26 protein-coding genes and 1 riboswitch are annotated in these 23,529 nt (G+C 61.2%); of the genes, 5 read left to right on the forward strand and 21 right to left on the reverse strand.

Features of this window, described 5'->3' with window-relative positions; genetic code table 11:
• Positions 1–158 precede the first annotated feature (158 nt).
• A complete protein-coding gene (locus tag ACEN8Q_RS14955) occupies positions 159–482 on the reverse strand; it encodes a hypothetical protein (RefSeq protein WP_057399384.1) in 324 nt (107 codons plus the stop codon).
• 1,006 nt (positions 483–1,488) lie between these two features.
• On the opposite strand from ACEN8Q_RS14955, the gene ACEN8Q_RS14960 reads away from it, so the two are divergent.
• From ACEN8Q_RS14960 to ACEN8Q_RS14970, 3 genes are all read left to right on the forward strand, one after another.
• Positions 1,489–1,713 carry a hypothetical protein gene (locus ACEN8Q_RS14960; RefSeq protein ID WP_008051046.1) on the forward strand — a complete coding sequence of 75 codons (225 nt, stop codon included), beginning with the start codon at positions 1,489–1,491 and terminating at the stop codon, positions 1,711–1,713.
• Positions 1,714–1,990: 277 nt separating this feature from the next.
• The gene (locus ACEN8Q_RS14965; RefSeq protein ID WP_057715794.1) at positions 1,991–2,473 is read left to right on the forward strand and encodes a hypothetical protein; all 483 of its coding nucleotides are present in this window, start codon (positions 1,991–1,993) and stop codon (positions 2,471–2,473) included.
• Between the two features lie 146 nt (positions 2,474–2,619).
• Positions 2,620–3,891: an OmpP1/FadL family transporter gene (locus tag ACEN8Q_RS14970; RefSeq protein WP_413425287.1), complete on the forward strand. Its 1,272-nt coding sequence runs from the start codon at positions 2,620–2,622 to the stop codon at positions 3,889–3,891.
• A gap of 180 nt (positions 3,892–4,071) precedes the next feature.
• On the opposite strand, the gene ACEN8Q_RS14975 is transcribed toward ACEN8Q_RS14970, so the two are convergent.
• The 14 genes from ACEN8Q_RS14975 to cobO all read right to left on the reverse strand — a co-directional run bounded on the left by ACEN8Q_RS14975 (position 4,072) and on the right by cobO (position 15,546).
• Positions 4,072–4,638 carry a glutathione peroxidase gene (locus ACEN8Q_RS14975; RefSeq protein WP_413425289.1) on the reverse strand — a complete coding sequence of 189 codons (567 nt, stop codon included), beginning with the start codon at positions 4,636–4,638 and terminating at the stop codon, positions 4,072–4,074.
• A gap of 56 nt (positions 4,639–4,694) precedes the next feature.
• Positions 4,695–4,817, reverse strand: a complete 123-nt coding sequence (locus ACEN8Q_RS14980; protein WP_413425291.1) for a hypothetical protein — start codon at positions 4,815–4,817, stop codon at positions 4,695–4,697.
• Positions 4,814–6,022: an MFS transporter gene (locus ACEN8Q_RS14985; protein ID WP_413425293.1), complete on the reverse strand. Its 1,209-nt coding sequence runs from the start codon at positions 6,020–6,022 to the stop codon at positions 4,814–4,816. The genes ACEN8Q_RS14980 and ACEN8Q_RS14985 overlap by 4 nt, the downstream gene beginning before the upstream one ends.
• A gap of 52 nt (positions 6,023–6,074) precedes the next feature.
• Positions 6,075–6,479 carry a MarR family winged helix-turn-helix transcriptional regulator gene (locus tag ACEN8Q_RS14990; protein WP_008017903.1) on the reverse strand — a complete coding sequence of 135 codons (405 nt, stop codon included), beginning with the start codon at positions 6,477–6,479 and terminating at the stop codon, positions 6,075–6,077.
• A gap of 56 nt (positions 6,480–6,535) precedes the next feature.
• A complete protein-coding gene (locus ACEN8Q_RS14995) occupies positions 6,536–7,267 on the reverse strand; it encodes an adenosylcobinamide-GDP ribazoletransferase (protein ID WP_413425295.1) in 732 nt (243 codons plus the stop codon).
• 2 nt (positions 7,268–7,269) lie between these two features.
• On the reverse strand, positions 7,270–7,845 hold the full coding sequence (gene cobC, locus ACEN8Q_RS15000) for an alpha-ribazole phosphatase family protein (protein WP_413425297.1): 576 nt from the start codon (positions 7,843–7,845) through the stop codon (positions 7,270–7,272).
• The gene (gene cobT, locus ACEN8Q_RS15005; RefSeq protein ID WP_413705413.1) at positions 7,842–8,897 is read right to left on the reverse strand and encodes a nicotinate-nucleotide--dimethylbenzimidazole phosphoribosyltransferase; all 1,056 of its coding nucleotides are present in this window, start codon (positions 8,895–8,897) and stop codon (positions 7,842–7,844) included. Before cobT ends, cobC begins: the two co-directional genes overlap by 4 nt.
• Positions 8,894–9,415, reverse strand: coding sequence for a bifunctional adenosylcobinamide kinase/adenosylcobinamide-phosphate guanylyltransferase (cobU, locus tag ACEN8Q_RS15010; RefSeq protein ID WP_413425301.1), 522 nt, complete (start codon positions 9,413–9,415; stop codon positions 8,894–8,896). The genes cobT and cobU overlap by 4 nt, the downstream gene beginning before the upstream one ends.
• Positions 9,416–9,538: 123 nt before the next feature.
• Positions 9,539–10,990, reverse strand: coding sequence for a cobyric acid synthase (locus tag ACEN8Q_RS15015; RefSeq protein ID WP_413705414.1), 1,452 nt, complete (start codon positions 10,988–10,990; stop codon positions 9,539–9,541).
• Positions 10,987–11,979: a threonine-phosphate decarboxylase CobD gene (gene cobD / locus ACEN8Q_RS15020; RefSeq protein WP_413425305.1), complete on the reverse strand. Its 993-nt coding sequence runs from the start codon at positions 11,977–11,979 to the stop codon at positions 10,987–10,989. The genes ACEN8Q_RS15015 and cobD overlap by 4 nt, the downstream gene beginning before the upstream one ends.
• Positions 11,972–12,880: an adenosylcobinamide-phosphate synthase CbiB gene (gene cbiB, locus ACEN8Q_RS15025; protein ID WP_413425307.1), complete on the reverse strand. Its 909-nt coding sequence runs from the start codon at positions 12,878–12,880 to the stop codon at positions 11,972–11,974. Before cbiB ends, cobD begins: the two co-directional genes overlap by 8 nt.
• Positions 12,877–13,527: a 5,6-dimethylbenzimidazole synthase gene (gene bluB, locus ACEN8Q_RS15030; protein ID WP_413705415.1), complete on the reverse strand. Its 651-nt coding sequence runs from the start codon at positions 13,525–13,527 to the stop codon at positions 12,877–12,879. Before bluB ends, cbiB begins: the two co-directional genes overlap by 4 nt.
• Positions 13,524–14,924, reverse strand: coding sequence for a cobyrinate a,c-diamide synthase (locus ACEN8Q_RS15035; RefSeq protein WP_413425311.1), 1,401 nt, complete (start codon positions 14,922–14,924; stop codon positions 13,524–13,526). The genes bluB and ACEN8Q_RS15035 overlap by 4 nt, the downstream gene beginning before the upstream one ends.
• 10 nt (positions 14,925–14,934) lie before the next feature.
• The gene (gene cobO / locus ACEN8Q_RS15040; RefSeq protein ID WP_008017892.1) at positions 14,935–15,546 is read right to left on the reverse strand and encodes a cob(I)yrinic acid a,c-diamide adenosyltransferase; all 612 of its coding nucleotides are present in this window, start codon (positions 15,544–15,546) and stop codon (positions 14,935–14,937) included.
• An 81-nt stretch (positions 15,547–15,627) separates the two neighbouring features.
• Positions 15,628–15,862: riboswitch (cobalamin riboswitch) on the reverse strand.
• Between the two features lie 153 nt (positions 15,863–16,015).
• On the opposite strand from cobO, the gene ACEN8Q_RS15045 reads away from it, so the two are divergent.
• Both ACEN8Q_RS15045 and ACEN8Q_RS15050 read left to right on the forward strand, forming a co-directional pair.
• A complete protein-coding gene (locus ACEN8Q_RS15045; RefSeq protein WP_413425313.1) occupies positions 16,016–16,600 on the forward strand; it encodes a hypothetical protein in 585 nt (194 codons plus the stop codon).
• A 66-nt stretch (positions 16,601–16,666) separates the two neighbouring features.
• On the forward strand, positions 16,667–17,980 hold the full coding sequence (locus tag ACEN8Q_RS15050) for a PQQ-dependent sugar dehydrogenase (protein WP_413705416.1): 1,314 nt from the start codon (positions 16,667–16,669) through the stop codon (positions 17,978–17,980).
• A 105-nt stretch (positions 17,981–18,085) separates the two neighbouring features.
• On the opposite strand, the gene ACEN8Q_RS15055 is transcribed toward ACEN8Q_RS15050, so the two are convergent.
• The 6 genes from ACEN8Q_RS15055 to ACEN8Q_RS15080 all read right to left on the reverse strand — a co-directional run bounded on the left by ACEN8Q_RS15055 (position 18,086) and on the right by ACEN8Q_RS15080 (position 23,418).
• Entirely contained in the window at positions 18,086–18,739 is a 654-nt protein-coding gene (locus tag ACEN8Q_RS15055) for an O-methyltransferase (protein WP_413425317.1), read from the reverse strand.
• A gap of 18 nt (positions 18,740–18,757) precedes the next feature.
• A complete protein-coding gene (locus ACEN8Q_RS15060) occupies positions 18,758–19,294 on the reverse strand; it encodes a C40 family peptidase (RefSeq protein ID WP_413425319.1) in 537 nt (178 codons plus the stop codon).
• 165 nt (positions 19,295–19,459) lie between these two features.
• On the reverse strand, positions 19,460–20,092 hold the full coding sequence (locus tag ACEN8Q_RS15065) for a C40 family peptidase (protein WP_413425321.1): 633 nt from the start codon (positions 20,090–20,092) through the stop codon (positions 19,460–19,462).
• A 222-nt stretch (positions 20,093–20,314) separates the two neighbouring features.
• Positions 20,315–21,019 (reverse strand): DnaA regulatory inactivator Hda, encoded by a 705-nt coding sequence (gene hda, locus ACEN8Q_RS15070; protein WP_007898944.1) that lies wholly within the window; start codon positions 21,017–21,019, stop codon positions 20,315–20,317.
• Between the two features lie 230 nt (positions 21,020–21,249).
• Positions 21,250–22,323 (reverse strand): AI-2E family transporter, encoded by a 1,074-nt coding sequence (locus tag ACEN8Q_RS15075; RefSeq protein WP_413425324.1) that lies wholly within the window; start codon positions 22,321–22,323, stop codon positions 21,250–21,252.
• 36 nt (positions 22,324–22,359) lie between these two features.
• The gene (locus tag ACEN8Q_RS15080; RefSeq protein ID WP_413425326.1) at positions 22,360–23,418 is read right to left on the reverse strand and encodes a DUF2066 domain-containing protein; all 1,059 of its coding nucleotides are present in this window, start codon (positions 23,416–23,418) and stop codon (positions 22,360–22,362) included.
• Positions 23,419–23,529 lie beyond the last annotated feature (111 nt).

Here is a 23,529-nt window from a genome sequence, read left to right on the forward strand (position 1 = left end):
TGGTACTGGCCCGACGCTGAAGTTGCCAGGCCAATACCAGCAACGGCAACCCAGCCGCTGCCAGACCCAGCAATATGCTGGTCAAGTCCATTGCCATAGCCACTCCTGCCATTCGGATAAAGCCTGAAGGTTAACCAAGGCGCCTGATCTTGGACAGCTCAGTCTTCGATCAACCCCAGTTCCTGTTGAGCGCGGCGATCGCCTGCCCGAGCGGCCTGACGCAGCAGGTCCTGACCGATCCGGCGGTCCCGGGCGTTCCCGCATTCCCGGCACATCAACTGGCCAAGGCGACTTTGCGCAGCCACCACGCCTTCACGGGCCGGCTGCTTGAGCAGACGTCCGGCGATGTGTTTGACGTTACGGTTTTCGCCCAGATGCGGACTGTCCAACAGCCACTCTGCCACGCGCATGGAAAAGCGCTTGGTAGGGGCAACAGAGGGTGATGTGGAGGAAGAGGAAACAGGGGCTGAGCGAAACTTCATAAAGCACTGTGGGGCAGATCGGAAGGCGCGCAACTTTACTCTCTTTTTCTTACAGGTAAAGCTGAAAATATCCCGGCACGCCCGTCCTAGAGCAAGCGCTCGGGACAATCCACAGAAGCTGTGGATAACTCAGTGGACAACCGCCCTTGAACCCGCTCAAAGCCCTGTGGAATGGGGCTCGCAGTCAAACTGACGATTTTTTCACCAGTAAAAAAAAGCGATGTTTTTCATTGACTTAAATTTTGGTTACAGGCAGCTATCGTGCTTGAACATGAGATGACAGCGGGGTGACAGGCTGCGCAACTAATGTGCACAAGTGCCTTTGCGACGGTTATATCGATGCACTTTTTCGGCGCATTTTTTGTCAAGCCTGGGGATAAACCCTGGCAAACCCGGAATTTAGACCGCTGTGCTGCTACAAACCTCGATGACCGGTGGTCGGATTTTGTCCTGAAACAGGGCGCATCAATCGCAGGCAGCGCAGCTTTTTGCTCACCTCTACAGGGCAAAACAGCCAGATCAGGCACCTGCCGGGAAATTCTTTTTGCTAGCACACTTCCCTTAACCAGTTCAATCCGTTAGTATCCGCGGCGTTAGTACCAAGCTGAAAGTCAATTCTGGTCGAACAAATCCCCCCGGTCAGCCTTCCCGACGGAAGCCTCTACCGAACAAGCGGGATCGACCACCTCGATGGTTTCCAGGTAAATCTTGCGCAAACACAACCTTTGAATCGAAAGCAAAGGCTGTTGTCCCGCCTGCTTACTCTGCTCGAACCAACCTGCAAATTGATCAGGATCTTCACCCCGGGCCCAGAACCTTTGCCCTTGATGTGTTGCCTGCCCTCCTAAGTACCTACCTGCCAGCCCAAGCGCGCCAACTTATAAGCGCTTCAAACTGGCTGCTTTGTTCCAGTCGGGTTCTTCGTTCGGTCAATGGTGATCGACGTTACTGGAACGTTTTAACGTTGCACGGTTCTTATCCGTGTCATTTGTAGGAACACCCAATAATGTCTACTCAAATCCAGACTCAGGATGCCATTCGCACCCTAACCAACGCTTTTGCACCAATGAACTGCCTGATCATGGCTGCCCGCAAAGGCTGCTTCAGCTTCACCCTGGTCAACGAACACGGCATCGCTCGTCACAGCGAACGCCTGTACCCCGATCAATACTCCAGCGCCGAGCCGCTGCAGGCCGTGATCGAGCGTACCCGTCAGGCACTGGTTGCCTGAAACGCCAGAAAGGCTGAAAACCCCGAAAGCGCTGCCCGAAAAGCGGGGCTTTTTATTGCCCGATGTTTCCCTCCCCTCGAACCACGACTAAGCACAATCCGGTATAACGGTTATAACTGCTCGCTGGAAATATTTTAAAAACAGGCCTTTACGGCGCGAATATGACACTACACTTCAACTCAAGCGGCTTGACCCGCTTGCGGCGAGCCTGAGCCGATTCACAGCTGCCAAGCCCCCCTTTCAGGTATCGCCGTCCAATTCAGGTTTCGAGGGTTTTATGGGTATCGCTGCCAGCGAACTGTGCCGCTATGTGATTCGTCCGACATTGATCTATCTCGGACAACATAGCGCTACTGCCGAATCCCTGCTGCTGGGCATTGCCGCCAGCCAGTCCGCCCTTGGTTCCGCTCTGCATGACCGCCGTGGGCACGGCCTGTACCGCATCGCCGAGCCCCGCCACCAAGCCCTTTGGGACCATTATCTGGCCCTTGATCCGGAACGTGCGAGCCTGGTCCGCGGCCTGGCCAGCCAGCATGCGTTTCTGAGTGGCCCGCACCTCGAGTTGACCGTCAACCTGCGATACGCCACAGCCATCGCCTGGCTGCTGGTGGAAGAACAGAATACCCCCCTCCCCGCCCCGGATGATTTGTTGGGTATGGCCAGAATCTGGCGCCAGACATTTCAGCCCCAGGGGCGCCTGCGTGATTTCACCTGCGCCTGGCAAACCTGTGTTTCACCCCTGAATCAGGTAGCCTGCTGACACCTCTGGATCCAAAGTTCGCGCATCACGCCGCGATTCTGGTCGGATTGTCCTACAAAACCGCTCTAAATCAAGGCATACAGCCTATGGCGCCGGGACGAAAATGTTGGTAATTTTCGCCCCGGTGATCACCAGGAGTTCTAATAATGAAAAAAGTAATGCTCAAAACCAGCATCAGTCTCGCCGTTGCCATGGCATCCGCCCAGATTTTCGCAAGTGGCTTTGCCCTCAACGAACAAAGCATCAGCGGGATGGGTACAGGTTTTGCCGGGCGATCTTCCTCTGCCGATGATGCATCCACTATTTTTGGCAACCCTGCCGGCATGTCTCGCCTCAAACGTGAACAAGTGACCGGCGGTGTTGCATTTATCGACGCGCACACCGACATCAGTGATGCCAGCTCCCGTCCAAACGGCGGCACCAACAAGGGTGACATGGTCCCCTTCATGGGCGTGCCGATGGGCTATTACGTCAAGCCAATAGATGACCAGTGGGCGTTTGGTGTGGGCGTGTACGCACCATTCGGTCTGGTAACCGATTATGAAAACGGCTTTGCCGGTCGTTACTTCGGCAGCAAGAGCGAAGTCAAGATCGTCACCCTGCAACCGACTGTCAGCTACGCCTTCAACGACAAGGTTTCCATCGGTTTTGGCCCGACCATCAACCGCATTGACGGCACCCTGGAGTCGAACCTGTCGATCACCCAGGCCGCGCCAGACGGCAAGGTCAAGATCACAGGTGACGACACCGCGCTGGGCTACAACATCGGCGTGCTGGTTCAAGCCACCGACAGCACTCGCGTCGGCATGACCTACCACTCGAAAGTGAAGTACAAGCTCGAGGGCAGCACCAAGGTCAACTACAACGTGCTGAGCCTGATCGGCCAGAACCCGAACCAGAAGTTCGACGCTTCGCTGGATGTGACCACCCCTGAATCGGTGGACCTCTCGGTCACTCACCAGCTCGACGACAAATGGACTCTGTACGCAGGCAGCACCTGGACCCGCTGGAGCCGCCTGAAGGACATCACCGTTGAAAACACGGGTGTTCCGGCTGTTCTGAACGGCCAGTTCGGCACCATCACCGAAGAACAGAACTGGCACGACACCTGGGCTCACGCCATCGGCGCGTCCTACCAGCTGAACAAGCAATGGGTACTGCGTACCGGTCTGTCTGTCGACCAGGCACCGACCAACAACGTAGACCGTTCCCCACGCATCCCGACTGGCGATCGCAAGATTTTCAGCGTGGGCGCCGGCTGGAGCCCGACCGACGACCTGACCATCGACCTGGCGTATTCGTACCTGCGCGAAGAGTCGGTCAAGGTCAACAACAGCAACAACCGTGGCCAGAGCTACAACGCCAAGTATGAAAACTACGCGAACGGTTTCGGCCTCGGTGCGACCTACCGCTTCTGATGATTCCCGGCGAGCCTGAACCGCTCGCCATCGGAATCAAAAAAGCCCCGCTCTCCTCACGGAGGCGGGGCTTTTCATTTGTAGGGGCGAGCTTGCTCGCGATGGACGCGAACGATGACGCGTGCTGACTGGATGAAGGAGGCGCCTTGAGATTTTCGCGAGCAAGCTCGCTCCTACAGGTCAGGGGGTCGCAACCCGCGGTGGCGAAGCCAGGGCTTTCTCCACCGCGGCAATGAACTCGGGATCATCCGGCTTGGTCAGGCTGGAGAAACTGGCGATCACCTTGCCTTGGCGATCCACCACATACTTGTAGAAATTCCACTTCGGCGCGCTGGTTTGACTGGCGAGGACTTTGAACAAGTGCGTCGCATCGTCGCCACGAACCTTTTGCGGTTCGGTCATGGTGAAGGTCACGCCATAGTTGACGTAGCAGACCTTGGCAGTCTCGGCGCCATCCTTCGACTCCTGCTTGAAGTCATTGGACGGAACGCCAATTACCTCAAGTCCCTGCCCCTTGAAGCGCTGGTTCAGCGCCTCAAGGCCTTTGAACTGCGGAGCAAAGCCACAGAAGCTTGCGGTATTGACCACAACCAACGGTTTACCGGCGAAGCGCTGGCACAAATCGATGGATTCCTTGGCACGCAGCTTGGGCAACGAGCCCTGCAACAGATCCGGGCAATCCGCCGCGTGAACCCACCCGGAAAAAGCGACCAGTAACGCGGGAACTGCCAGCCAGCGCATCAGCATCTCGGGACACCCTTGGGAATTCGTCTGGATTCGACGTTACTCGCCCCGCCATCGCGCTAGCAAGTCCCCATGCCCAACTGCATCAGCGCCAGCCCGCCCTGATGCCAGCCCCACCACACCACGGCGAGCAGCAACGCGCAGACGGCAAGAATCGTGATCCGTGGCCAAAGGCTGTTCATGTCGCACTCATTTGTGTTTGCAGGCGCGCCACCGGCCGTTCACGCACCGGCCAGTTCAGGGCGGCGGCCAACAGGCTCAAGAGAATCGCGACCTGCCAGATCAAGTCATAGCTGCCGGTACGGTCGTACACCACGCCACCCAACCAGCCGCCCAGGAACGAACCGAGCTGGTGAAACAGGAAAACAATCCCACCCAGCATGGACAGGTTTCGCACACCAAACAAGGTCGCCACCGTACCGTTGGTCAACGGCACCGTCGACAGCCACAGGAAGCCCATGGCCATGCCGAACAGGTAGGCCGACATGGTGGTCACCGGCGCCCACAGGAACAACGCAATCACCACTGCCCGCAGCAAGTACAAACCGGTGAGCAAACGCGGCTTGGACATCCGCCCGCCGAGCCATCCAGCGGTGTAGGTACCGAAGATGTTGAACAGGCCGATCAGCGCCAGCACCGTGGTGCCGACCGTCGCCGGGAGATGCTGATCCACCAGATAGGCCGGCAAGTGCACTCCGATGAACACCACCTGGAATCCGCACACGAAAAAGCCGAACGCCAGCAGCCAGAATCCGGAGTGAGAGCAGGCTTCGCGCAGTGCTTCGCCAAGGGTCTGTTCGTGACCCAGGACTGGCAGCGGCTTGTCCTTGAGCATGCTCACCAACGGTACGATCAGCGCCACCAGCAAGCCCAGCGCCAACAGCGCCGCGGACCAGCCAAGCCAGCCGATCAAACCGAGTGTGCCGGGCAACATCGCGAACTGGCCGAACGAACCGGCAGCACTGGCGATGCCCATGCCCATGCTGCGTTTTTCCGGCGGCACTGCGCGACCGACCACACCCAGGATCACCGAGAACGACGTACCGGACAGTCCGATGCCGATCAACAGGCCGGCGCTCAGCGACAAGGTCACCGCGGAATCGGAGAGCCCCATGCAAATCAGCCCGGCCGCGTACAGCACGCCACCGATCAGCACCACTTTCGCCGCGCCGAAGCGGTCGGCCAATGCACCGGTGAATGGCTGAGCGAGGCCCCAGATCAGGTTCTGCAAGGCGATGGCGAAGGCAAACACTTCACGGCCCCAGCCGAACTCGGCGCTCATCGGCGCCAGAAACAGCCCGAAGCCATGTCGAACCCCCAGAGACAACGCAAGGATCAGCGCACTCCCCAACAGAACCCAGCCGCAAGTACGCCACATCGATGTCATTGTTATTCTCCAATAGCGGGTATATACCCGCTTAAGATCGGAAAAACCGGCATCACGCCAGTTCGTCCAGCAGCTTCAATAAGGTTTCGCGCTTCTCGGCTCCCAGGCGATCGATCAAACGCTGCTGTGCGGCTTCCCAGGCCGGCAAGGCAGCCTTGAGACGCTCTGCCCCGGCCTCGGTCAGCAGGACGATGCGATTGCGCATGTCCTCGCCCTCGACCAGCGTCACCAGGCCGTCCCCCTCCAGCACCCGCAAATTGCGCCCCAGGGTGCTGCGATCCAGACCCATGGCCTCGGCCAGGACCGAGATGCTCGGCTGATCCAGACGCTGCAGATTGCACAGCAAAGAATACTGCGCAACGTTGATCCCGAAGCCGTCGAGAGCGCCGTCATAATGCCTGCTGACGCCACGGGCGGCGCGACGCAGGTTGATGCATAAACATTGGGAATCGAGCATGGTGCGTGTATATACCCGCGAGTCGTTTAAATCAAGTTACAGAACCGGAGTAACAGTCAGAACAGCGCCAAGCCTACCAGCACTGCAACTTCCAGCAACTCCAGCATTGCCCCTGCTGTGTCCCCCGTCGTGCCACCCAGGCGCCGCAACATCACCTGGCGCAGCCAGACAAACCCCACTACTGCCAGCACCAGCGCCAGCACACCACTGACGCCGGCGATCACCACACAGGCCAGCGCGCTGACCGCCAACACCTGCCTGCCCGCCGAACGCGGAAGATGATCGGCCAGCGCCTGACCCAGGCCACCGGCGCGCACGTACGGTGTGGTCAGGAACAGGCCGAGCAATGCGCTGCGCCCTATCAACGGCACGATGATCAAGGCGAGCGAATGCGGTTGCTCGATCAACGCCAGCAGCGCGCTGAATTTAAGCAACAACACCAGCACCAGCGTCACCACGGCGATCGGACCGCTGCGCGGGTCTTTCATGATAGTCAGCGTACGCTCACGATCGCCAAAGCCGCCGAGCCAGGCATCGGCGCTGTCCGCCAGGCCATCCAGATGCAACCCGCCACTGAGCAAGACCCAAACGCTCAGCAGCAACGCCCCATGCAACAACGTCGGCGTGCCGAGCAACAGCCAGTTCACTGCCCACAGAATCGCGCCAAAGAGCAATCCCACCAGCGGATAAAACAGCAGCGACCGCCCCAGTTCCCGAGGCTCGGGCATGCCGGGAAGGCGAATCGGCAGGCTGCCGAGAAATTGCAGGGCGATCCAGAACGGCAGCATGGTCAGAGCACTTCCTTCAACAAGCCAGCGGATTCCAGCGTCAGCGAAAACACCGCGCCATGGCCGACCTCGACGTTGAGCAGTTGTTCTCGCGGCAGCCCGCGAGCCTGTGCCAGCAACAGTCGCATCACTCCGCCGTGGCTGATCAGCAAAATGCGCTCACCGGGAAAGCTCGCATACAACCGCTCCAGCGCAGCCAGCACCCGTGCCGAAAAGTCTGCGACCGGTTCACCCTGAGGCGGTGTGAACGAATAGGGGTCGGCCCAGAACAAGCCCAGCGCCTGTGCGTCGGTTTCCATCAACGCCACCGCGCTCTGCCCTTCCCAGGCGCCGAAATGCAACTCTTGCAGGTCGTTGTCCAGTTGCACCGGCACAGCCAATTGCGCACCGAGCTCCTCGGCGAACCGCGCACAACGCTGCAACGGCGAACTGACCAGCCGATCCCATGGGCCTCGGCCGACCACGGCGGCGCGCATCTGCGCCCAGCCCGTGTCGGTCAACGCATCATCGATGCTGCCACGCAGCCCGCCGCCGAGTTCGGTTTCACCGTGGCGCAACAGATCCAGGTGCAAGGTCATGCCGGACGATCTGCCACGGCGGCCTCGGCGAAGGTCGCCATTTGCCCGTGCAGGTCGCAAGCCAGACGCAGCAGCGGCACGGCCAATGCCGCACCACTGCCTTCGCCAAGCCGCAGGCCAAGATCGAGCAACGGTTGCGCATTCAGGGTTTCCAGCACATGACGATGGCCCGGCTCGGCGCCACGATGACCGAACAACAGCCACTGACGGCATTCAGGATTCAAGCGCACCGCAACCAGAGCCGCGACACTGCAGATGAAACCGTCCACCAGCGCCGCGACACCCTCCTGGGCACAGGCGAGATAGGCACCGACCAGCGCGGCGATCTCGAAACCGCCGAGGTTGAACAGGGTTTGCAAGGCATCGTCACGCTGCACGCCATGCAATGCCAAGGCACGCTCGATCACTTGGGCCTTGTGGCTGACCCCTTCGGCGTTGAGCCCGGTACCGGGTCCGGTCAGATGGCCCACCGGGCAATCGAGCAAGGCACACGCCAGGGCGCTGGCGGCGGTGGTGTTACCGATGCCCATTTCGCCACCGATAAACAGCTGCGCACCGCTGGCCATTGCTCGCTGCACGCTGTCACGGCCGGCCTGCAAGGCGAGTTGCCCCTGCGCCCCGGTCATGGCCGCCCCCTGGACAAAGTTCGCCGTGCCCGGGCCGATGTTCAGGTGGCGTACGCCCGGCAGGTTCAGCGACGGCGTTATCGTGCCCAGGTCCACCACCTCAAGGGAAGCGCCCAGTTGCCGCGCCAGTACGCTGATCGCCGCACCGCCGTTGACGAAATTGTGCAGCATCTGCCCGGTGACTTCCTGGGGAAACGCCGACACGCCCTCGGCGACGACGCCATGGTCGCCGGCAAATATCGCGATCCACACCTGCTCCAGGCTCGGCTTGACCCGCCCCTGCAAACCCGCCAGTTGCACCGCCACCGATTCCAGCTGACCGAGAGAGCCGGCCGGTTTGGTCAGTTGCTGTTGCCGCGCCAGTGCCTGTTCGACCACTTGGGTATCGACTGGCTTGCTCGGGTTCAGCCACCAGGATTGAGTCATAACGCAGTTCCTTTCAGAGTCAGGGGCAGGCCGGCGACGGTCAGCACGACACGCTGACAGCGCTCAGCCAGAGCTTGATGCAGCCAACCGGCCTCATCGACATAGCGGCGAGTCAATTCGCCCAGCGGCACGACACCCATTCCGGTCTCGTTGCTGACAAAAATGATTTCACCCGGCAGCGACGCCAGGCAGTCCAGCAAGGCATCACGCTCGGCTGTCAGGCGCTCGGCATCGTCGAGCATCAGCAGGTTGGTCAGCCACAGGGTCAGGCAATCCACCAGCAGGCAACTGTCGGTACGGGCGGATTCGCGCAGCACCCGAGCCAGTTCCACGGGCTCTTCGATCAATGCCCATTCGACAGGACGACGGGCGCGGTGATGGGCCACACGCTCGCTCATTTCTCCATCCAGCGGCTGGCTGGTGGCGATGTAGGTCACGGCCAGAGCGCTGTCGGTGGCGAGTTTTTCAGCCAGGCGACTCTTGCCGGAGCGGGCGCCGCCGAGGATCAGTTGCAGCATGGTTACATCCTTTCAAATGAGCGGTGTGGCCACTTCAGTCTTCGCGAGCAAGCCCGCTCCCACATTTAGAACGCGGTCAACCGTGGGAGCGGGCTTGCTCGCGAAGAGGCCAGAGCTTCCACCTCAGATTCCACAGAGTTCCCGCAACAGCCCGGTATCCAGATGCTTCTCCACCAGATCCGCCAGCCGCTCGATATCGCGCTCGCGCAAGGCGTGGTAATCCACGGCCTGCACATCCTGCAACCCGGCCCAGCGCAACAGCGCACTGCACGCCGCCGGCGATTCGAACAACCCGTGCAGGTAGGTGCCGAAAATCTGCCCGTCCAAACTTTGCGCACCGTCACAGCGACCGTCATCCAGTTGCACGGCGGCATTTTCCAGCGCCGGCCCGGTGGTCACGCCGGCATGAATTTCATAACCCGCAACCGGCGCATCTTCCAGCGCCAGACGCCCACGCACATTGCGCAACTGCTTCTCTTGTTCGAGTTGAGTCTGGAACGCCAGCAGCCCCAAACCGACACTGGAACCCGGCGCACCTTCGAGACCCAGCGGGTCATGCACTTGCTCGCCGAGCATCTGCAGGCCGCCACAAATCCCCAGCAGTTTTCCGCCGTAACGCAGGTGCCGGGCGATTGCGGTTTCCCAGCCATTGGCCCGCAGGTACGCGAGGTCGCTGCGCACGCTTTTCGAGCCAGGAAGAATGATCAGGTCGGCGGGTGGAATCGCCTGGCCGGGGCCGATGAATTGCAGGTCCACTTGCGGATGCAGGCGCAGCGGATCGAAATCGGTGTGATTGCTGATGCGCGGCAGCACCGGTACTACCACTTTCAGTACCTGGTCGGCTTTATCGGTCTGGCGTTGATCGATGCCGTCCTCGGCCTCCAGGTGCAGGTCCATCACGTACGGCAACACGCCGATTACCGGTTTGCCGGTGCGTTCTTCGAGCCAGTCGAGACCGGGTTGCAGCAACGCGATATCACCACGGAAACGATTGATGACGAATCCTTTGACCCGCGCCTGTTCGCTCGGCGACAGCAGTTCAAGGGTGCCCACCAGATGGGCGAAAACCCCGCCGCGATTGATATCGGCGATCAGCACGACCGGGCAATCCACCGCTTCGGCAAAGCCCATGTTGGCGATGTCGCCAGCCCGCAGATTGATTTCCGCCGGCGAGCCCGCGCCCTCGACCATCACCAGCGGATACTCCGCGCTCAAGCGCTGGTGGGAGGCCAGTACCGCTTGCATCGCGATGGCTTTGTAGTCGTGATAGGCAACGGCGTTCATGGTCGTGACGGCGCGACCATGGATGATCACCTGGGCACCGGTGTCACTGTTGGGCTTGAGCAGCACCGGGTTCATGTCGGTGTGCGGTTCAAGGTGCGCGGCCTGGGCCTGTACCGCCTGGGCGCGACCGATCTCGCCACCGTCGGCGGTCACCGCGCTGTTGAGTGCCATGTTCTGCGGCTTGAACGGCACCACCCTGGTGCCCTGGCGCGTGGCCCAACGGCACAGCGCGGTCACCAGTGTGCTTTTACCGGCATCCGACGTGGTGCCCTGCACCATCAGCGTGGTCATTGGTTTTCCTTGGCGAAATCTTCGAACGCCTGCGCCAGTCGCACCCAGGCGGCTTCGTCACCGGGCAAGCCGAATCGCAGGCTGCTGTTGTGCGCGAACAACCGCAGGAGAATGCCGCGCCGGGCCATGAACTCATGCAGCTCTTCGGCGCGTTCGGTGACCAGCCACTGGAATAGCGCGCAACCGCCCTGCGGCTGGAACCCATGTTGCTCCAGCAACGACGCAAGGCGCTCGCTGGCGTCATCCGCGCGTATCCGTTGCCGGGTCTGCTCTTCGGTATTGCGCAGGCAGGCGTGGCCCACCACCCGGGTCGGCCCGCTCACGGCCCACGGCCCCACTTGTTCAGCCAGCAACTTGAGCAACTTGCGCTCCGCCAGCACAAAGCCCAGGCGCACGCCGGCCAGGCCGAAAAACTTGCCGAAGGAGCGCAACACGATCAACCCGACTTGATGGGCAAACGGCGCCAGGCTCAGTCGCGGCGTGTTATCCATGAACGCTTCGTCCACGACCAGCCAGCCACCGCGTTGGGCCAGTCGCGTGTGCCAGTCGAGCAAGCGACTGGGCGTAAGGCTCAGGCCTGTGGGGTTATTCGGATTGACCACTACCAGCACGTCGAAACTGTCGATAAAGAAGTCGACTTCCTGCTCCAGCACTTCCCGCACGATGTAGCCGTTGCGACGCCACGCTTCGGCATGCTCGGCATAACACGGCGACAACACGCCGACCTTGCCCGCCCGACGCAATCGCGGCAGCAGTTGGATCGCCATCTGCGAGCCGGCCACCGGCAGCGCCTGCAAGGTACCGTAGTAATCACAGGCGGCTTGCTCCAGGCCATCGTCCGTCTCCGGCAGACGGGCCCAGGCCCGCAGCGGAATATCCGGCACCGGGAACGGCCAGGGTGCCAGCCCCGTGGACAGGTCCAGCCAGTCAGCTTCATCGATGCCGTACTCGAGCGCTGCCTTGCGCAGCCGCCCACCGTGCTCAAGCATAAAACTCAGCCCCCATGCAGAGAATCAGCAGCCATAACCATACCCCGCGCTGGACCAATTGCCAGCCCCGGTCAATGGAGTCGGCATCCGCCGGCACGCCTTCGCCCAACTGCGGACGCTGATGCAGTTCGCCGTGATAAATCGCCGCCCCGCCCAGTTCGACACCCAGCGCACCCGCACCCGCCGCCATCACCGGGCCGGCGTTCGGGCTGTCCCAGGTCGGGCCCTGGGTGCGCCAGCATTTCAACGCCAGCCGGGTTTTGCCCAGCAGTGCGTAAGTCAGTGCCACCAGACGCGCAGGAATGTAATTGAGCACGTCGTCGATCTTCGCCGCCGCCCAGCCGAACCGCTCGAAGCGCTCATTGCGATAGCCCCACATCGCATCCAGCGTATTGCTCAGGCGGTAGAGCACCACGCCCGGCACACCCGCCACGGCAAACCAGAACAGTGCCGCGAACACCGCATCGCTGCCGTTTTCCAGTACCGATTCGGTAGCGGCACGGGCAACTTCAGTTTCATCCAGTTCGCTGGTTTTACGGCTGACCAGATAGCTCACACGTTTGCGTGCTTCATCAAGATCACCACCGCGCAGGGCCTTGGCCACAGGCTCGACGTGCTCGCCGAGGCTGCGCATGCCGAGGGCGCAATAGAGCGCGAGTATCTCGACGATCCAGCCGACATAAGGCGCCCAGGAGAATGCCGTGGCCAGCAGCGTCAGCGGCAACACGGCGATCACCCACGCAGTGACGCCATGGCTGCGCCAACCGCGACCACCACCGTTGAAACGTTGCTCGATGCGCTCGGCAAAACGGCCGAACGCCACCAGCGGATGCCAGCGTTTGGGCTCACCCAGCAGCGCATCCAGCGCAACCGCGGCGACACTCAACAACGCCACACTCATTGACTCACTCCCCAGAAATTTTCGTACAGCAATTCATGTAGCGGACGCGCCTGCGCCCAGCCTTCAAGCACCAGCATCGGCGCCGGGTAGAACTCTTTGACCGGTCCCAGACACAGCACCGCCAGCGGTTTGGCGCCCGGCGGCAGCCGCAACAGGTCCGCCAGTGCCCGGGGTTCGAACAGCGACACCCAGCCCATGCCCAGCCCTTCCGCGCGGGACGCCAGCCACAGGTTCTGGATGGCACAGGACAGTGAGGCCATGTCCATTTCCGGCAAGGTGCGGCGGCCGAAGATATGCTGCTCGCGCTCGTCCATCAGTGCGGCGACCAGTACCTCGGCGCAATCGTTGATGCCTTCCACCTTGAGCTTCATGAACTCATCGCTGCGCTCGCCGAGGGCTTCGGCGGTGCGGATGCGTTCTTCTTCCACCAGGGCCTGGATTTGCCCGCGCAAGGTGCGATCACTGATGCGGATGAAGCGCCAGGGCTGCATCAGGCCGACACTGGGTGCCTGGTGTGCGGCCTCGAGCAGGCGCCGGAGCAATTCAGGCTCGACGGTGCCGCCGCTGAAGTGGCGCATGTCGCGGCGTTCGGCGATGGCGCGATAGACCGCTGCGCGTTCGGCTTCGGAAAATCCGTTATCCGTCATGGCCTCTTCGCGGGCAAGCCCGCTCCCACATTTGAAAGTGAGTGGCCTGATGAAACTCGATCCCCTGTGGGAGCGGGCTTGCTCGCGAAGGCGCCCTTTCGGTCAGGCGCAAACAGCGCGGCAATCGCCGACGGATTGGACGGAAAATAGAAATGCACATAGGAGGCAGTCATCCGCCCCTCACGATAAACCGCTTCCGCCCCTCGCCCACCGTTAGGACTCAAGCCACGGGCAATCGGTGTCAATTCAGTAGTCGTCAGCGAATGGTGGTAGGTGTGCCCGCGCAGCGAACCTTCCGGCAGTTCCACCGCTTGCAACGCCAGCGCCGCCAGACGCTTTTGCATGACCGCATCACCGGCCAGCAAGCCCACCAGTTCGGCGCGAGTGCCCTCGACATCGGTCAGCGAATCGAGCAGATACAGCATGCCGCCACACTCGGCGAGCAGTGGTTTGCCTGCCTGGTGGTGGGCGCGGATCGCATCGAGCATCGTGGTGTTCTGCGCCAGCGCAACATGGTGCAGCTCCGGGTAACCACCCGGCAGGTACAGGCTGTCGGCCTCTGGTAACGCACGGTCGCGGATCGGCGAGAAGAATGACAACTCGGCGCCCATCGCCCGCAGCAAGTCCAGGCTCGCACCGTAGGTGAATGCAAAGGCTTCATCCCGGGCAACGGCAATGCGCACACCGGCCAGCAACGGTTCGGCGGCGATGGCATCCGGTGCGGCGAACTCGACTGCCGGTGGCAGCGCGACCTCGCAGCTGCTGGCCAGGGCATCGGCGGCCGCATCGAGGCGCAGGTCGAGATCGTTCAGCTCACTGGCCTGAACCAGCCCCAGGTGCCGGCTCGGCAGTTCGATCCCGGTTTCCCGGGACAGCGCGCCGTACCAGCGCAAACCTTCAGTCAGGCTGCCTTCGAGCAGTTGCGCATGGCGCAGTGTGCCGACGCGGTTGGCCAGCACGCCGGCGAACGGCAAGTCCGGCTGATAACGCGCCAGCCCCAGGGCCAATGCGCCGAAGGTCTGGGCCATGGCGGTGCCATCGATCACACCCAGCACCGGCACACCAAAATGCCGCGCCAGATCGGCGCTCGACGGCGTACCGTCGAACAGCCCCATGACGCCTTCGATCAGAATCAGGTCGGCTTCGGCCGCGGCTTCCCACAGTAACCGGCGACTCTCCTGCTCGCCGACCATCCACATGTCCAGCTGATACACCGGCGCACCGCTGGCGCGCTCGAGAATCATCGGATCGAGAAAGTCCGGGCCGCACTTGAACACGCGGACCTTGCGCCCCTGATTGCGATGCAATCGGGCCAGCGCCGCGGTGACGGTGGTCTTGCCCTGGCCGGAAGCCGGCGCGGCAATCAGTACCGCCGGGCATTGACGAGGGCTATTCATAAAGTGCGACTCACAGCTCGACGCCTTTCTGCGCTTTGATCCCGGCCTGGAAGGCATGTTTGATCACGCCCATTTCGGTGACGGTGTCAGCCATCTCGATCATTTCCGGCTTGGCGGCACGACCGGTGACCACCACGTGCTGCATCGGTGGCCGGGACTGCAAGTCGCTGAGCACCTGATCGAGGTCGAGGTAGCCATGCTTGAGTGCGATGTTCAATTCGTCCAGCACCACCAGACCAATAGACGGATCGCGCAGCAGTTGCTGCGACACCGCCCAGGCGGCTTCGGCGGCAGCGATGTCGCGCTGACGGTCCTGGGTTTCCCAGGTAAAACCTTCACCCATCACATGAAAACGCACCTGCTCGGGAAAGCGCCGGAAAAACAGCTCTTCGCCCGTGCTGTTGCGGCCCTTGATGAACTGCACCACGCCGCATTGCATGCCATGCCCCATGGCGCGGGCGAGCATGCCAAAGGCCGAACTGCTCTTGCCTTTGCCGTTACCGGTCAGCACCAGCAACAGGCCGCATTCGTTCGGGGAATTGGCGATGCGTTCGTCGATCACGGCTTTTTTGCGCTGCATGCGCGCCAGGTGGCGTTCGTCACGATCGGGGGTATCAGTCATGGGGGAGCTCTCCGTTGAGGCAGGAATAACGGCGGGCAGGCACAGCAAAAGAAGGCAACAAGCCTGGCATCGCCCACCGTGATGCCGCTGGATGAATCAGGCCGGTCTCCGGGCTCATGAGTGGCCGCGGGGCCGGACTGTGCGCCTTCCCGCATCGAATCGACACAGTGGCATCACACACAGTTTTCACTCATTTACCGTTGCGGGGGCAGCGCCGGAATTGCAGGCCTTCGACAAACAGAAGGACTCACTCACCGGCTTCCCTGTTTCACTCTGTCGACCCAAGTCACAGAGCACCTGAAACAAGCCGCGAAGGTTAGAGGGTTGGGGGTGGAGCGTCAATTAAAGCCGGGCGGCCACCTGCCGAATAACTGTCGTCAATCAATAATCTGACGTCAATCTTGTGCCACGCTCGCAGCAGTGATATCAAAGAGCCACAACCCCACAACACAATAACAAGGGTGAGCCCATGCAAGGCATGATCATCAGCAATCCAAAGCTGGAATTCCTGCGTCCGGTGCTCGAGCGCTGGTTCGAATGCATCGACCGCTATAACGCCGTCCGTGGCGATGGCGACACACCGTACTGGCATGACGAAAAAGCCAATCTCGGACTGCTCTCTGCCGCGGCCTGGATGGCCGAGATGGTCACGCTGCAACAGACCCCCACCCGCAAACAGACCGAAGAAGGCGACCGCAACGGCCGTGCCGACCTGTTCCTCGCCTCGCCCGAAACCCGCGCCTACATCCAGGTCAGCCAGCGCTGGCCACGGGTCAACAGCCTCAACCTGACCCAGGCCTTGGTCGACATCGCCAGCGATGCGAAGCGAGTGAGCCATGCCAGCGACCTGAAACTCGGCTGCCTGTTCGTCGCCCCGCAAAAAGCCCAGCAAGGCGCAACGCCGGAAGAACTCCAGGACATGGTCGACGACCTGCAAAAGGAACACACCTGCGCCGTCGCCTGGTATTTCCCTTATGCCTACCGCAAATTGCGCAACGAAGCTGGCAACTATCACCCCGGCATTGCGGTGCTGTTCAAGGAAACACGCGGCTAAGGGTTGAACCATCGGTCGATAACGCTTCTCTATGATTAGAACAAGGCATTCATAGGGAAGACCAGCATGCGCACGCCCTCGCTCGTTCTCGTTATCGCGCTCTCAGGAGGGCTCGCCGCTTGCAGCGAGACCTCCCGCCTGCAAGTCTCCGATGGCACCGGCCCTTCGCCCCGACTGCCGGAACCGAACAAAACCCTGATCCCGACCGTGAACATCGCACCGGCCATCGGCTGGCCACAGGGTGCGAAACCCGTCGCAGCAACGGGCACTCAAGTGGCCGCTTTTGCCGAAGACCTGGATCACCCGCGCTGGCTTTATGTGCTGCCCAATGGCGATGTGCTCGTGGCGGAAACCAGCGCACCAGCGAAACCCGAAGACGGCAAAAGCGTTCGCGGCTGGGTGATGAAGAAAGTCATGGGGCGTGCCGGGGCTCGCGTGCCCAGCGCGAACCGCATCACTTTGCTGCGCGACAAGGATCACGATGGCGTTGCGGAAACCCGCACGGTGTTTGTGCAAAACCTCAATTCGCCCTTCGGCATGACGCTGGTCGGCAATGACCTGTACGTGGCCGATACCGATCGCCTTCTGCGCTTTCACTATGAAAGTGGCGATACGCAGATCCAGTCACCACCGATCAAGGTAATTGACCTGCCAGGCGGCCCGCTTAACCACCACTGGACCAAAAACGTCATCGCCAGCAAGGACGGCAGCAAGCTCTACGTCACTGTGGGCTCCAACAGCAACGTTGCGGAAAACGGCATGGACAAGGAAGAAGGTCGTGCAGCGATCTGGGAAGTGGATCGCGCCACCGGCCAGCACCGGATCTTTGCCTCAGGTCTGCGCAACCCCAACGGCATGGCCTGGGAACCGCGCAGTGGTGCGTTGTGGACAGCGGTCAACGAACGGGATGAAATCGGCAGTGATCTGGTACCGGACTACATCACCTCGGTTAAAGACGGGGCATTCTATGGCTGGCCGTTCAGTTACTACGGCCAGCATGTCGATATTCGCGTCGAGCCGCAAAACCCGGACCTGGTGGCCAAGGCTATCACCCCGGACTACGCCGTCGGCCCACACACGGCGTCACTGGGCCTGGCGTTTGCCGAAGGCAACAAGTTGCCGGCGCAATTCAGGGAAGGCGCCTTCATCGGCCAGCACGGCTCCTGGAACCGCAAGCCCCACAGCGGCTACAAAGTGATTTTCGTGCCCTTCCGCGCTGGCAAGCCAGTCGGAAACCCGGTTGAAGTGCTCAGCGGGTTTCTCAACGACAAGGAAGAAGCCATGGGCCGGCCGGTGGGCGTGGTGATCGACCGGCAGGGTGACCTGTTGGTGGCCGATGATGTGGGGAACAAGGTATGGCGAGTGTCGGCAGCAAAGTAAGTCACTGAACCTGTGGGAGCGGGCTTGCTCGCGAATGCGGTGTATCAGCCAACACATCAGTCGACTGACAGCCTGTATTCGCGAGCAAGCCCGTTCCCACGGGGTTCAGCGTTTGCGGCAAAGGGTCAAACCATCCCCCAACGGCAACAACGACAGATCCACCCGCGCATCATCCTTCAACGCCCGGTTCAGCGCCTGGATCGCCCGGGTGTCCGCGCTCTCTGGATTGGTCTCAAGCACGCGCCCGCTCCACAGGGTGTTATCGAACACCGCCAGCCCGCCAACCCGCAGCAATCGCAGGGCGTGTTCCAGATAACCCGGATAGTTGGCCTTGTCGGCATCGATGAAAATCAGATCGAACTGGCCTGGCTGGTCCAGCTTGCCGAGGGTTTCCAGGGCAGGCGCCAGACGCAGATCGATGCGTCCGGCCAGCCCGGCTTCCTGCCAGTAGCGCAGGGCCGTGGCGTTGTAGTCGCCGGGGATATCACAGCAAATCAGCGAACCGTCAGCGGGCAATGCCGCCGCCATGCACAGCGCGCTGTAACCGGTAAAGGTGCCGACTTCGAGCAAGCGCCTGGCCCCCGTCAGTTTCACCAGCAAAGCGAGAAACTGCCCTTGCTCCGGCGCCACCTGCCAGCGAGCCATGGGCAGCGCCTGGGTTTCATCGCGCAGGCGCTTGAGCAGCGGGGTTTCCCGCAGCGAGACGTCGAGCAGGTACTGATACAGCGAATCGTCGAGATTGAGGGTGCGAGCAGTCATGACAACCAGCTCCGGAAGTTACGGGTTGCGCGCCAGATGTTCAGGCTGCAGAACACGCTTGGCGCTCAGATAAGCCTTTTGCCAATACGTCTTGGACAGGCTGTCGAGCTTCACGGTGCCACCGGTGGCCGGCGCGTGGACAAAGCGCCCTTCCCCCACGTAGATGCCGGCATGACTGACCTGGGAACCGCCATTGGTGGCGAAGAAAATCAGGTCACCGGTTTGCAGGCCTTCCTTGCCCACACTCGCCGCTTGCATGGCGATCATCTCGCGAGTGGTGCGCGGCAAGGAAATGCCGGCGACATCGCGGTAAACGTAAGCGATCAGGCCGCTGCAATCAAATCCGGAATCCGGCGTATTGCCACCCCAGCGATAAGGCGTGCCCACCAGACCGAGCGCGCGAAACAGCACGTCTTCCGCCTCGGGCGAAAACGCTTGTGAAGAGCCAAATACGATGGGGGCACGAACCACCGGCGCTGGTGGCGGTGTACGGCTGGCACAAGCGCTGAGCAGCGCTGCGAAGAACATGATTGCGAGGCGGGCCGACGTCGTCATAAGCAGAGCATCCTGATCTGGCTGCGGCTTTTTCTGCCGGGAGTGCAGAAAAGAAAACCGCCTGCGCGGGACGCAGGCGGTTTGCCATCATTCATACATCAGGATTCTAGCGGTTATATGGCAAACTTCAAGTAAGACTTTAAGTTTGCCTTACAAACTGTGCGCTTATTTGCGGGCAGTGACGATTGGCGACGCATTAGGCGCCATTGCCAGGGCGCGCTTGGCTTCGATGAAGGTCTTGCTCCAGTAGCTGTCACCCAGGCTATCGATCCGCACGCCACCGCTGCGGCGGCTGCTGGAATGGATGAACTGGTTGTCACCCAGGTAGATCCCGGCGTGACTGACGCGACCGCGACGGCCGTTGGTTGCGAAGAACAACAGGTCGCCCGGCTCAAGCTTGCTGCGCGAGACCAGTGGAGCGTCCACGTTGATCATTTCGCGGGTGGAGCGCGGCAGGTTCATGCCCGCTTCTTCGCGGAACAGGTAACCGATGAAACCACTGCAATCGAAGCCGGCTTCAGAGGTACCGCCGAAACGGTAACGGGTACCGATCAGGGACATGCCACGTTCGAGGATGCTGTCGGCCAGTACCGGAAGCTGGTAGGACTTGCCACCGGCGAAGTCTGCGAGCTCTTTTTCGGTAGCCAGCTCTTCCTGGAAAAGAGAGGAGGACTGGGCAGTAACGGAGTTTTGAACCTGTTGTTGCGGCACTTGCTGGGACACCGGAGTGTGGGCAGCGCAACCGAACAGCAGGGTAACGAGTGCGAGAGGCACGAGGGGTGCGAAGCGATTGAGCATGGGCACGACCGTGGCTGAAAGTTGTAAAGAAGCCGAGACTATGCCCGCTATCAACCTCATTTGCAAATTCAATCGATCTTTTTGTGACTTATCCGTTTCTCGTTTACATCTAAGCGCTTAAGCCCATTTAAAACTCACACGCAGCCTGCCACCGTGCAGGAAAGCGGGTTTTCTGACGCCTGAAATATGCCAAAACCCGCCAAAGCCCCGGTTTCAGCGGGTTTACCAGCCGAGGGTTTCTTTCAAAAACGGGATGGTCAGCTTGCGCTGAGCCTGGAGGGAGGCCTGATCGAGACGCTCCAGCAGCTCGAAAAGCGCACTCATGCTGCGGGTACCGCGAGTCAGGATGAAATGCCCGACTTCATCGGTCAGATGCAGCCCGCGACGGGATGCGCGCAATTGCAAGGCACGCAATTTGTCCTCATCGGACAGCGGGCGCATCTGGAAGATCAAGGCCAGGGTCAGGCGGGATTTGAGATCTGCCAGCTTCACCGGCAACTCGCGCGGGGAGGTCGACGCGGCAATCAGCAAGCGTCGGCCGCTGTCGCGCAAGCGATTGAACAGATGGAACAGCGCCTCTTCCCAGTCCGCCTTGCCGGCAACCGCCTGCAGGTCATCGAGACAGACCAGTTCGTACTGTTCAAGGTTGTCGAGAATTTCAATGCCGCGATCGAGCAGTTCGGCCAGCGGCAGATACACCGCGGGTTCCCCCAATTGCTCGAAGCGCAGGCAGGCGGCCTGCAACAGGTGCGTACGCCCTACCCCATCCTTGCCCCAAAGGTAGATCAGGCTTTCGGTCCAGCCGGCGTCGGCTTCGCATAGCCGCTCGACATAGCCGAGTGCAGCGGCATTGGCGCCTGGGTAGTAATTGATAAAGGTGGCGTCGTCACGCAGACGCACACCTAGGGGCAGCTGAATCGGTTTCATGCTGACTGAACAGTTCCAAAGGAACCGTTAGTGGCCTCTGTGTAAAGTTTGCGAAGTTTATACCCGTGAAGCGGACCGCACAATGCGACAGACCACAAGCAAAATCAAAGGTTTGCGTTAACGCCCCGGTTTGGTGACAGATTCTTTGGCGGTGCATGTGACAGTCGCACGATGCAAGCAGGCCGACCCGGCACCAACCCGGGCAGCCCGCCATCGCCCGTCGACAACCCTTACAGCTCCGGTTCGTCGACGCCCGAGTAGATCTCAGAATCCTTATACAAATCATGCACATGACGCACCAGCACCATGATCACTGCGGCGACCGGCAATGCCAGCAGCACACCGGTAAAGCCAAACAGCTCGCCACCGGCCAGGATCGAGAAAATCACCGCCACCGGGTGCAGACCGATCCGGTCACCGACCAGCAACGGCGTCAGCACCATACCCTCCAGTGCCTGGCCGACCATGAACACCGCGACGATGCCAAGCATCGGGTATAGATCACCACCGAACTGGAACAACCCCGCAATCAGCGCCGCGCCAATGCCAATGATAAACCCCATGTACGGCACGATCGCCGCCAGACCGGCAATCAGGCCAATCAACAAACCCAGTTCCAGCCCGACCAGCATCAGGCCTGCTGCGTAGATCACCCCCAAGGCCACCATCACCAGCAACTGTCCGCGAACGAACGCTCCGAGCACTTCATGGCATTCACCCGCCAGCGACACCGCGCGCTCTTCACGCTCACGGGGCAGCAGGCTGCGGATCTTGGCCATCATCAGGTCCCAATCGCGCAACAAGTAGAAGCTCACCACCGGAATCAGCACCAGATTCGCCAGCCAGCCAATCAACGCCAGCCCCGAGGCAGTGGCATGACTCAGCACCACGCCGACAACATCGGTGGTCTGGCTCATATGCTCGCTGATGGCTGCCTTCAGCTTGTCGAACTTCCAGAAACCGTCCGACAGGCCGAACTTCGATTGCGCCCAAGGCAACGCAGTGTGCTGTATCCAGTCGAGCATCTGCGGGGCCAGTTCATACAAACGAAACAACTGCCTGGCGAGCAGCGGTACCAATACCAACAGCAACGCGGTGAAGATCAATGTAAACAGGGTAAACACCGCCACTACACCCCAGGTTCGGGACAGGCCCGCCCTCTCCAGTCGATCCACCAGCGGATCGAACAGGTAGGCCAACAGCAGCGCCACCAGGAACGGCGTCAGGATCGGGTGCAACAACCAGACAAACGCGCAAAGCAGGACCACCCCACCGAGCCAGAACCAACGCCGCGTATCGGCCATGAACCACTCCATTGCTTCTATATAAAGAAAGAAAAACTACCAGCGGAAACGCAGTTGCGGTGTCGGGGCCGGCGCCGGGGCAGGGGCAGGCACTGCACCACTGGCGGCAGGCTGAACCGGCACTGCCGGAGTCGGGGCCTGCCCCGCCGGCGCCTCTTGCAGCCTCGCCAGCGACAGCTGTGCACGCAGTTGATCGGCGCTGCCATTGACCAGGTACACGATCCGGTCGCCCTCGACGCTTTGAACGCGCCCGCCAAATGGCTCCAGCAAGCGCCCAAGGGATGCGTAGTGCTCGAGATTCATGCCTTGCACTTCCAGCAATTGCGTGCTCGAAGCACCAGGTCTGGCGACAAACCGCGGCGCCAGGCGCTCGTTGACCGCCAGCATCACCGCATCGGCCACCGCGGCCTGATCGGCACCCTGCACGGTGCCGGCCTCCTTCTGATCGCCCAGCCACAGACGCCACTTGGCTTGCCACTGCCCACCCTCTTCCTGGGCGTGTACCGCGAGCAAGGCATCGGCGCTGTAGCGTTCCGAGGCCGCATGCAAAGGCGCGGGATCCGCACCTTCCAGATTCGGCGCGGTCGCGACGATCTGCTCATTCAAATCCGCCAATGGCAGGCGCAGCGGCAAGCCTCGGTGCTGTGCAGCCCGACGCAGCGGTGCCGCGCTGGCCTGACCGTCGCCGACCAGACTTGAGCCCTCGGCGGAATCATTCAACCACCAGCCAAGGATCGACGGCCGACTGGCCCCCCACACGCCCAGTCCGGCGCGGCGCAGGGCCTGCTCGGTGGTGCCCGGGTCGAAATCGACTTTCAGGACTTCCGGCGGCCCGGCATCAAAGCCGTATTGGCTGATGATCTGTTGCGGGTCCTTGCGAATCGCTGCCAGCCCCGGACTCTGGGCGGCCTTGGGGTCGCCGGTCAGGCGCAACACCAAGGTGTCCAACGCTCGTTGAGTGGCCTGGTCGCGCTCCTCGGGCGACTGGCCATTCACCGGCTCGCGTACCTGGTAAAGGCCTTTGACGGTTTCGGCATGACCGACCAGGCTGACCAATGACAAACAACCTGCAAACAAGAAATTACAAAAACGCATGGGAGATTCCTGACGACAAGAGCGGCTGGAACAGACCGCATGAAGACGATCGAGCAAGGCTGTGACCATCGCCCGATACAAAACATTCACACGTCCGGGGTATGTTTTCGC

This window comes from Pseudomonas sp. Pseusp16, from assembly GCF_047324915.1.
Classification (GTDB): domain Bacteria; phylum Pseudomonadota; class Gammaproteobacteria; order Pseudomonadales; family Pseudomonadaceae; genus Aquipseudomonas; species Aquipseudomonas fluorescens_CD.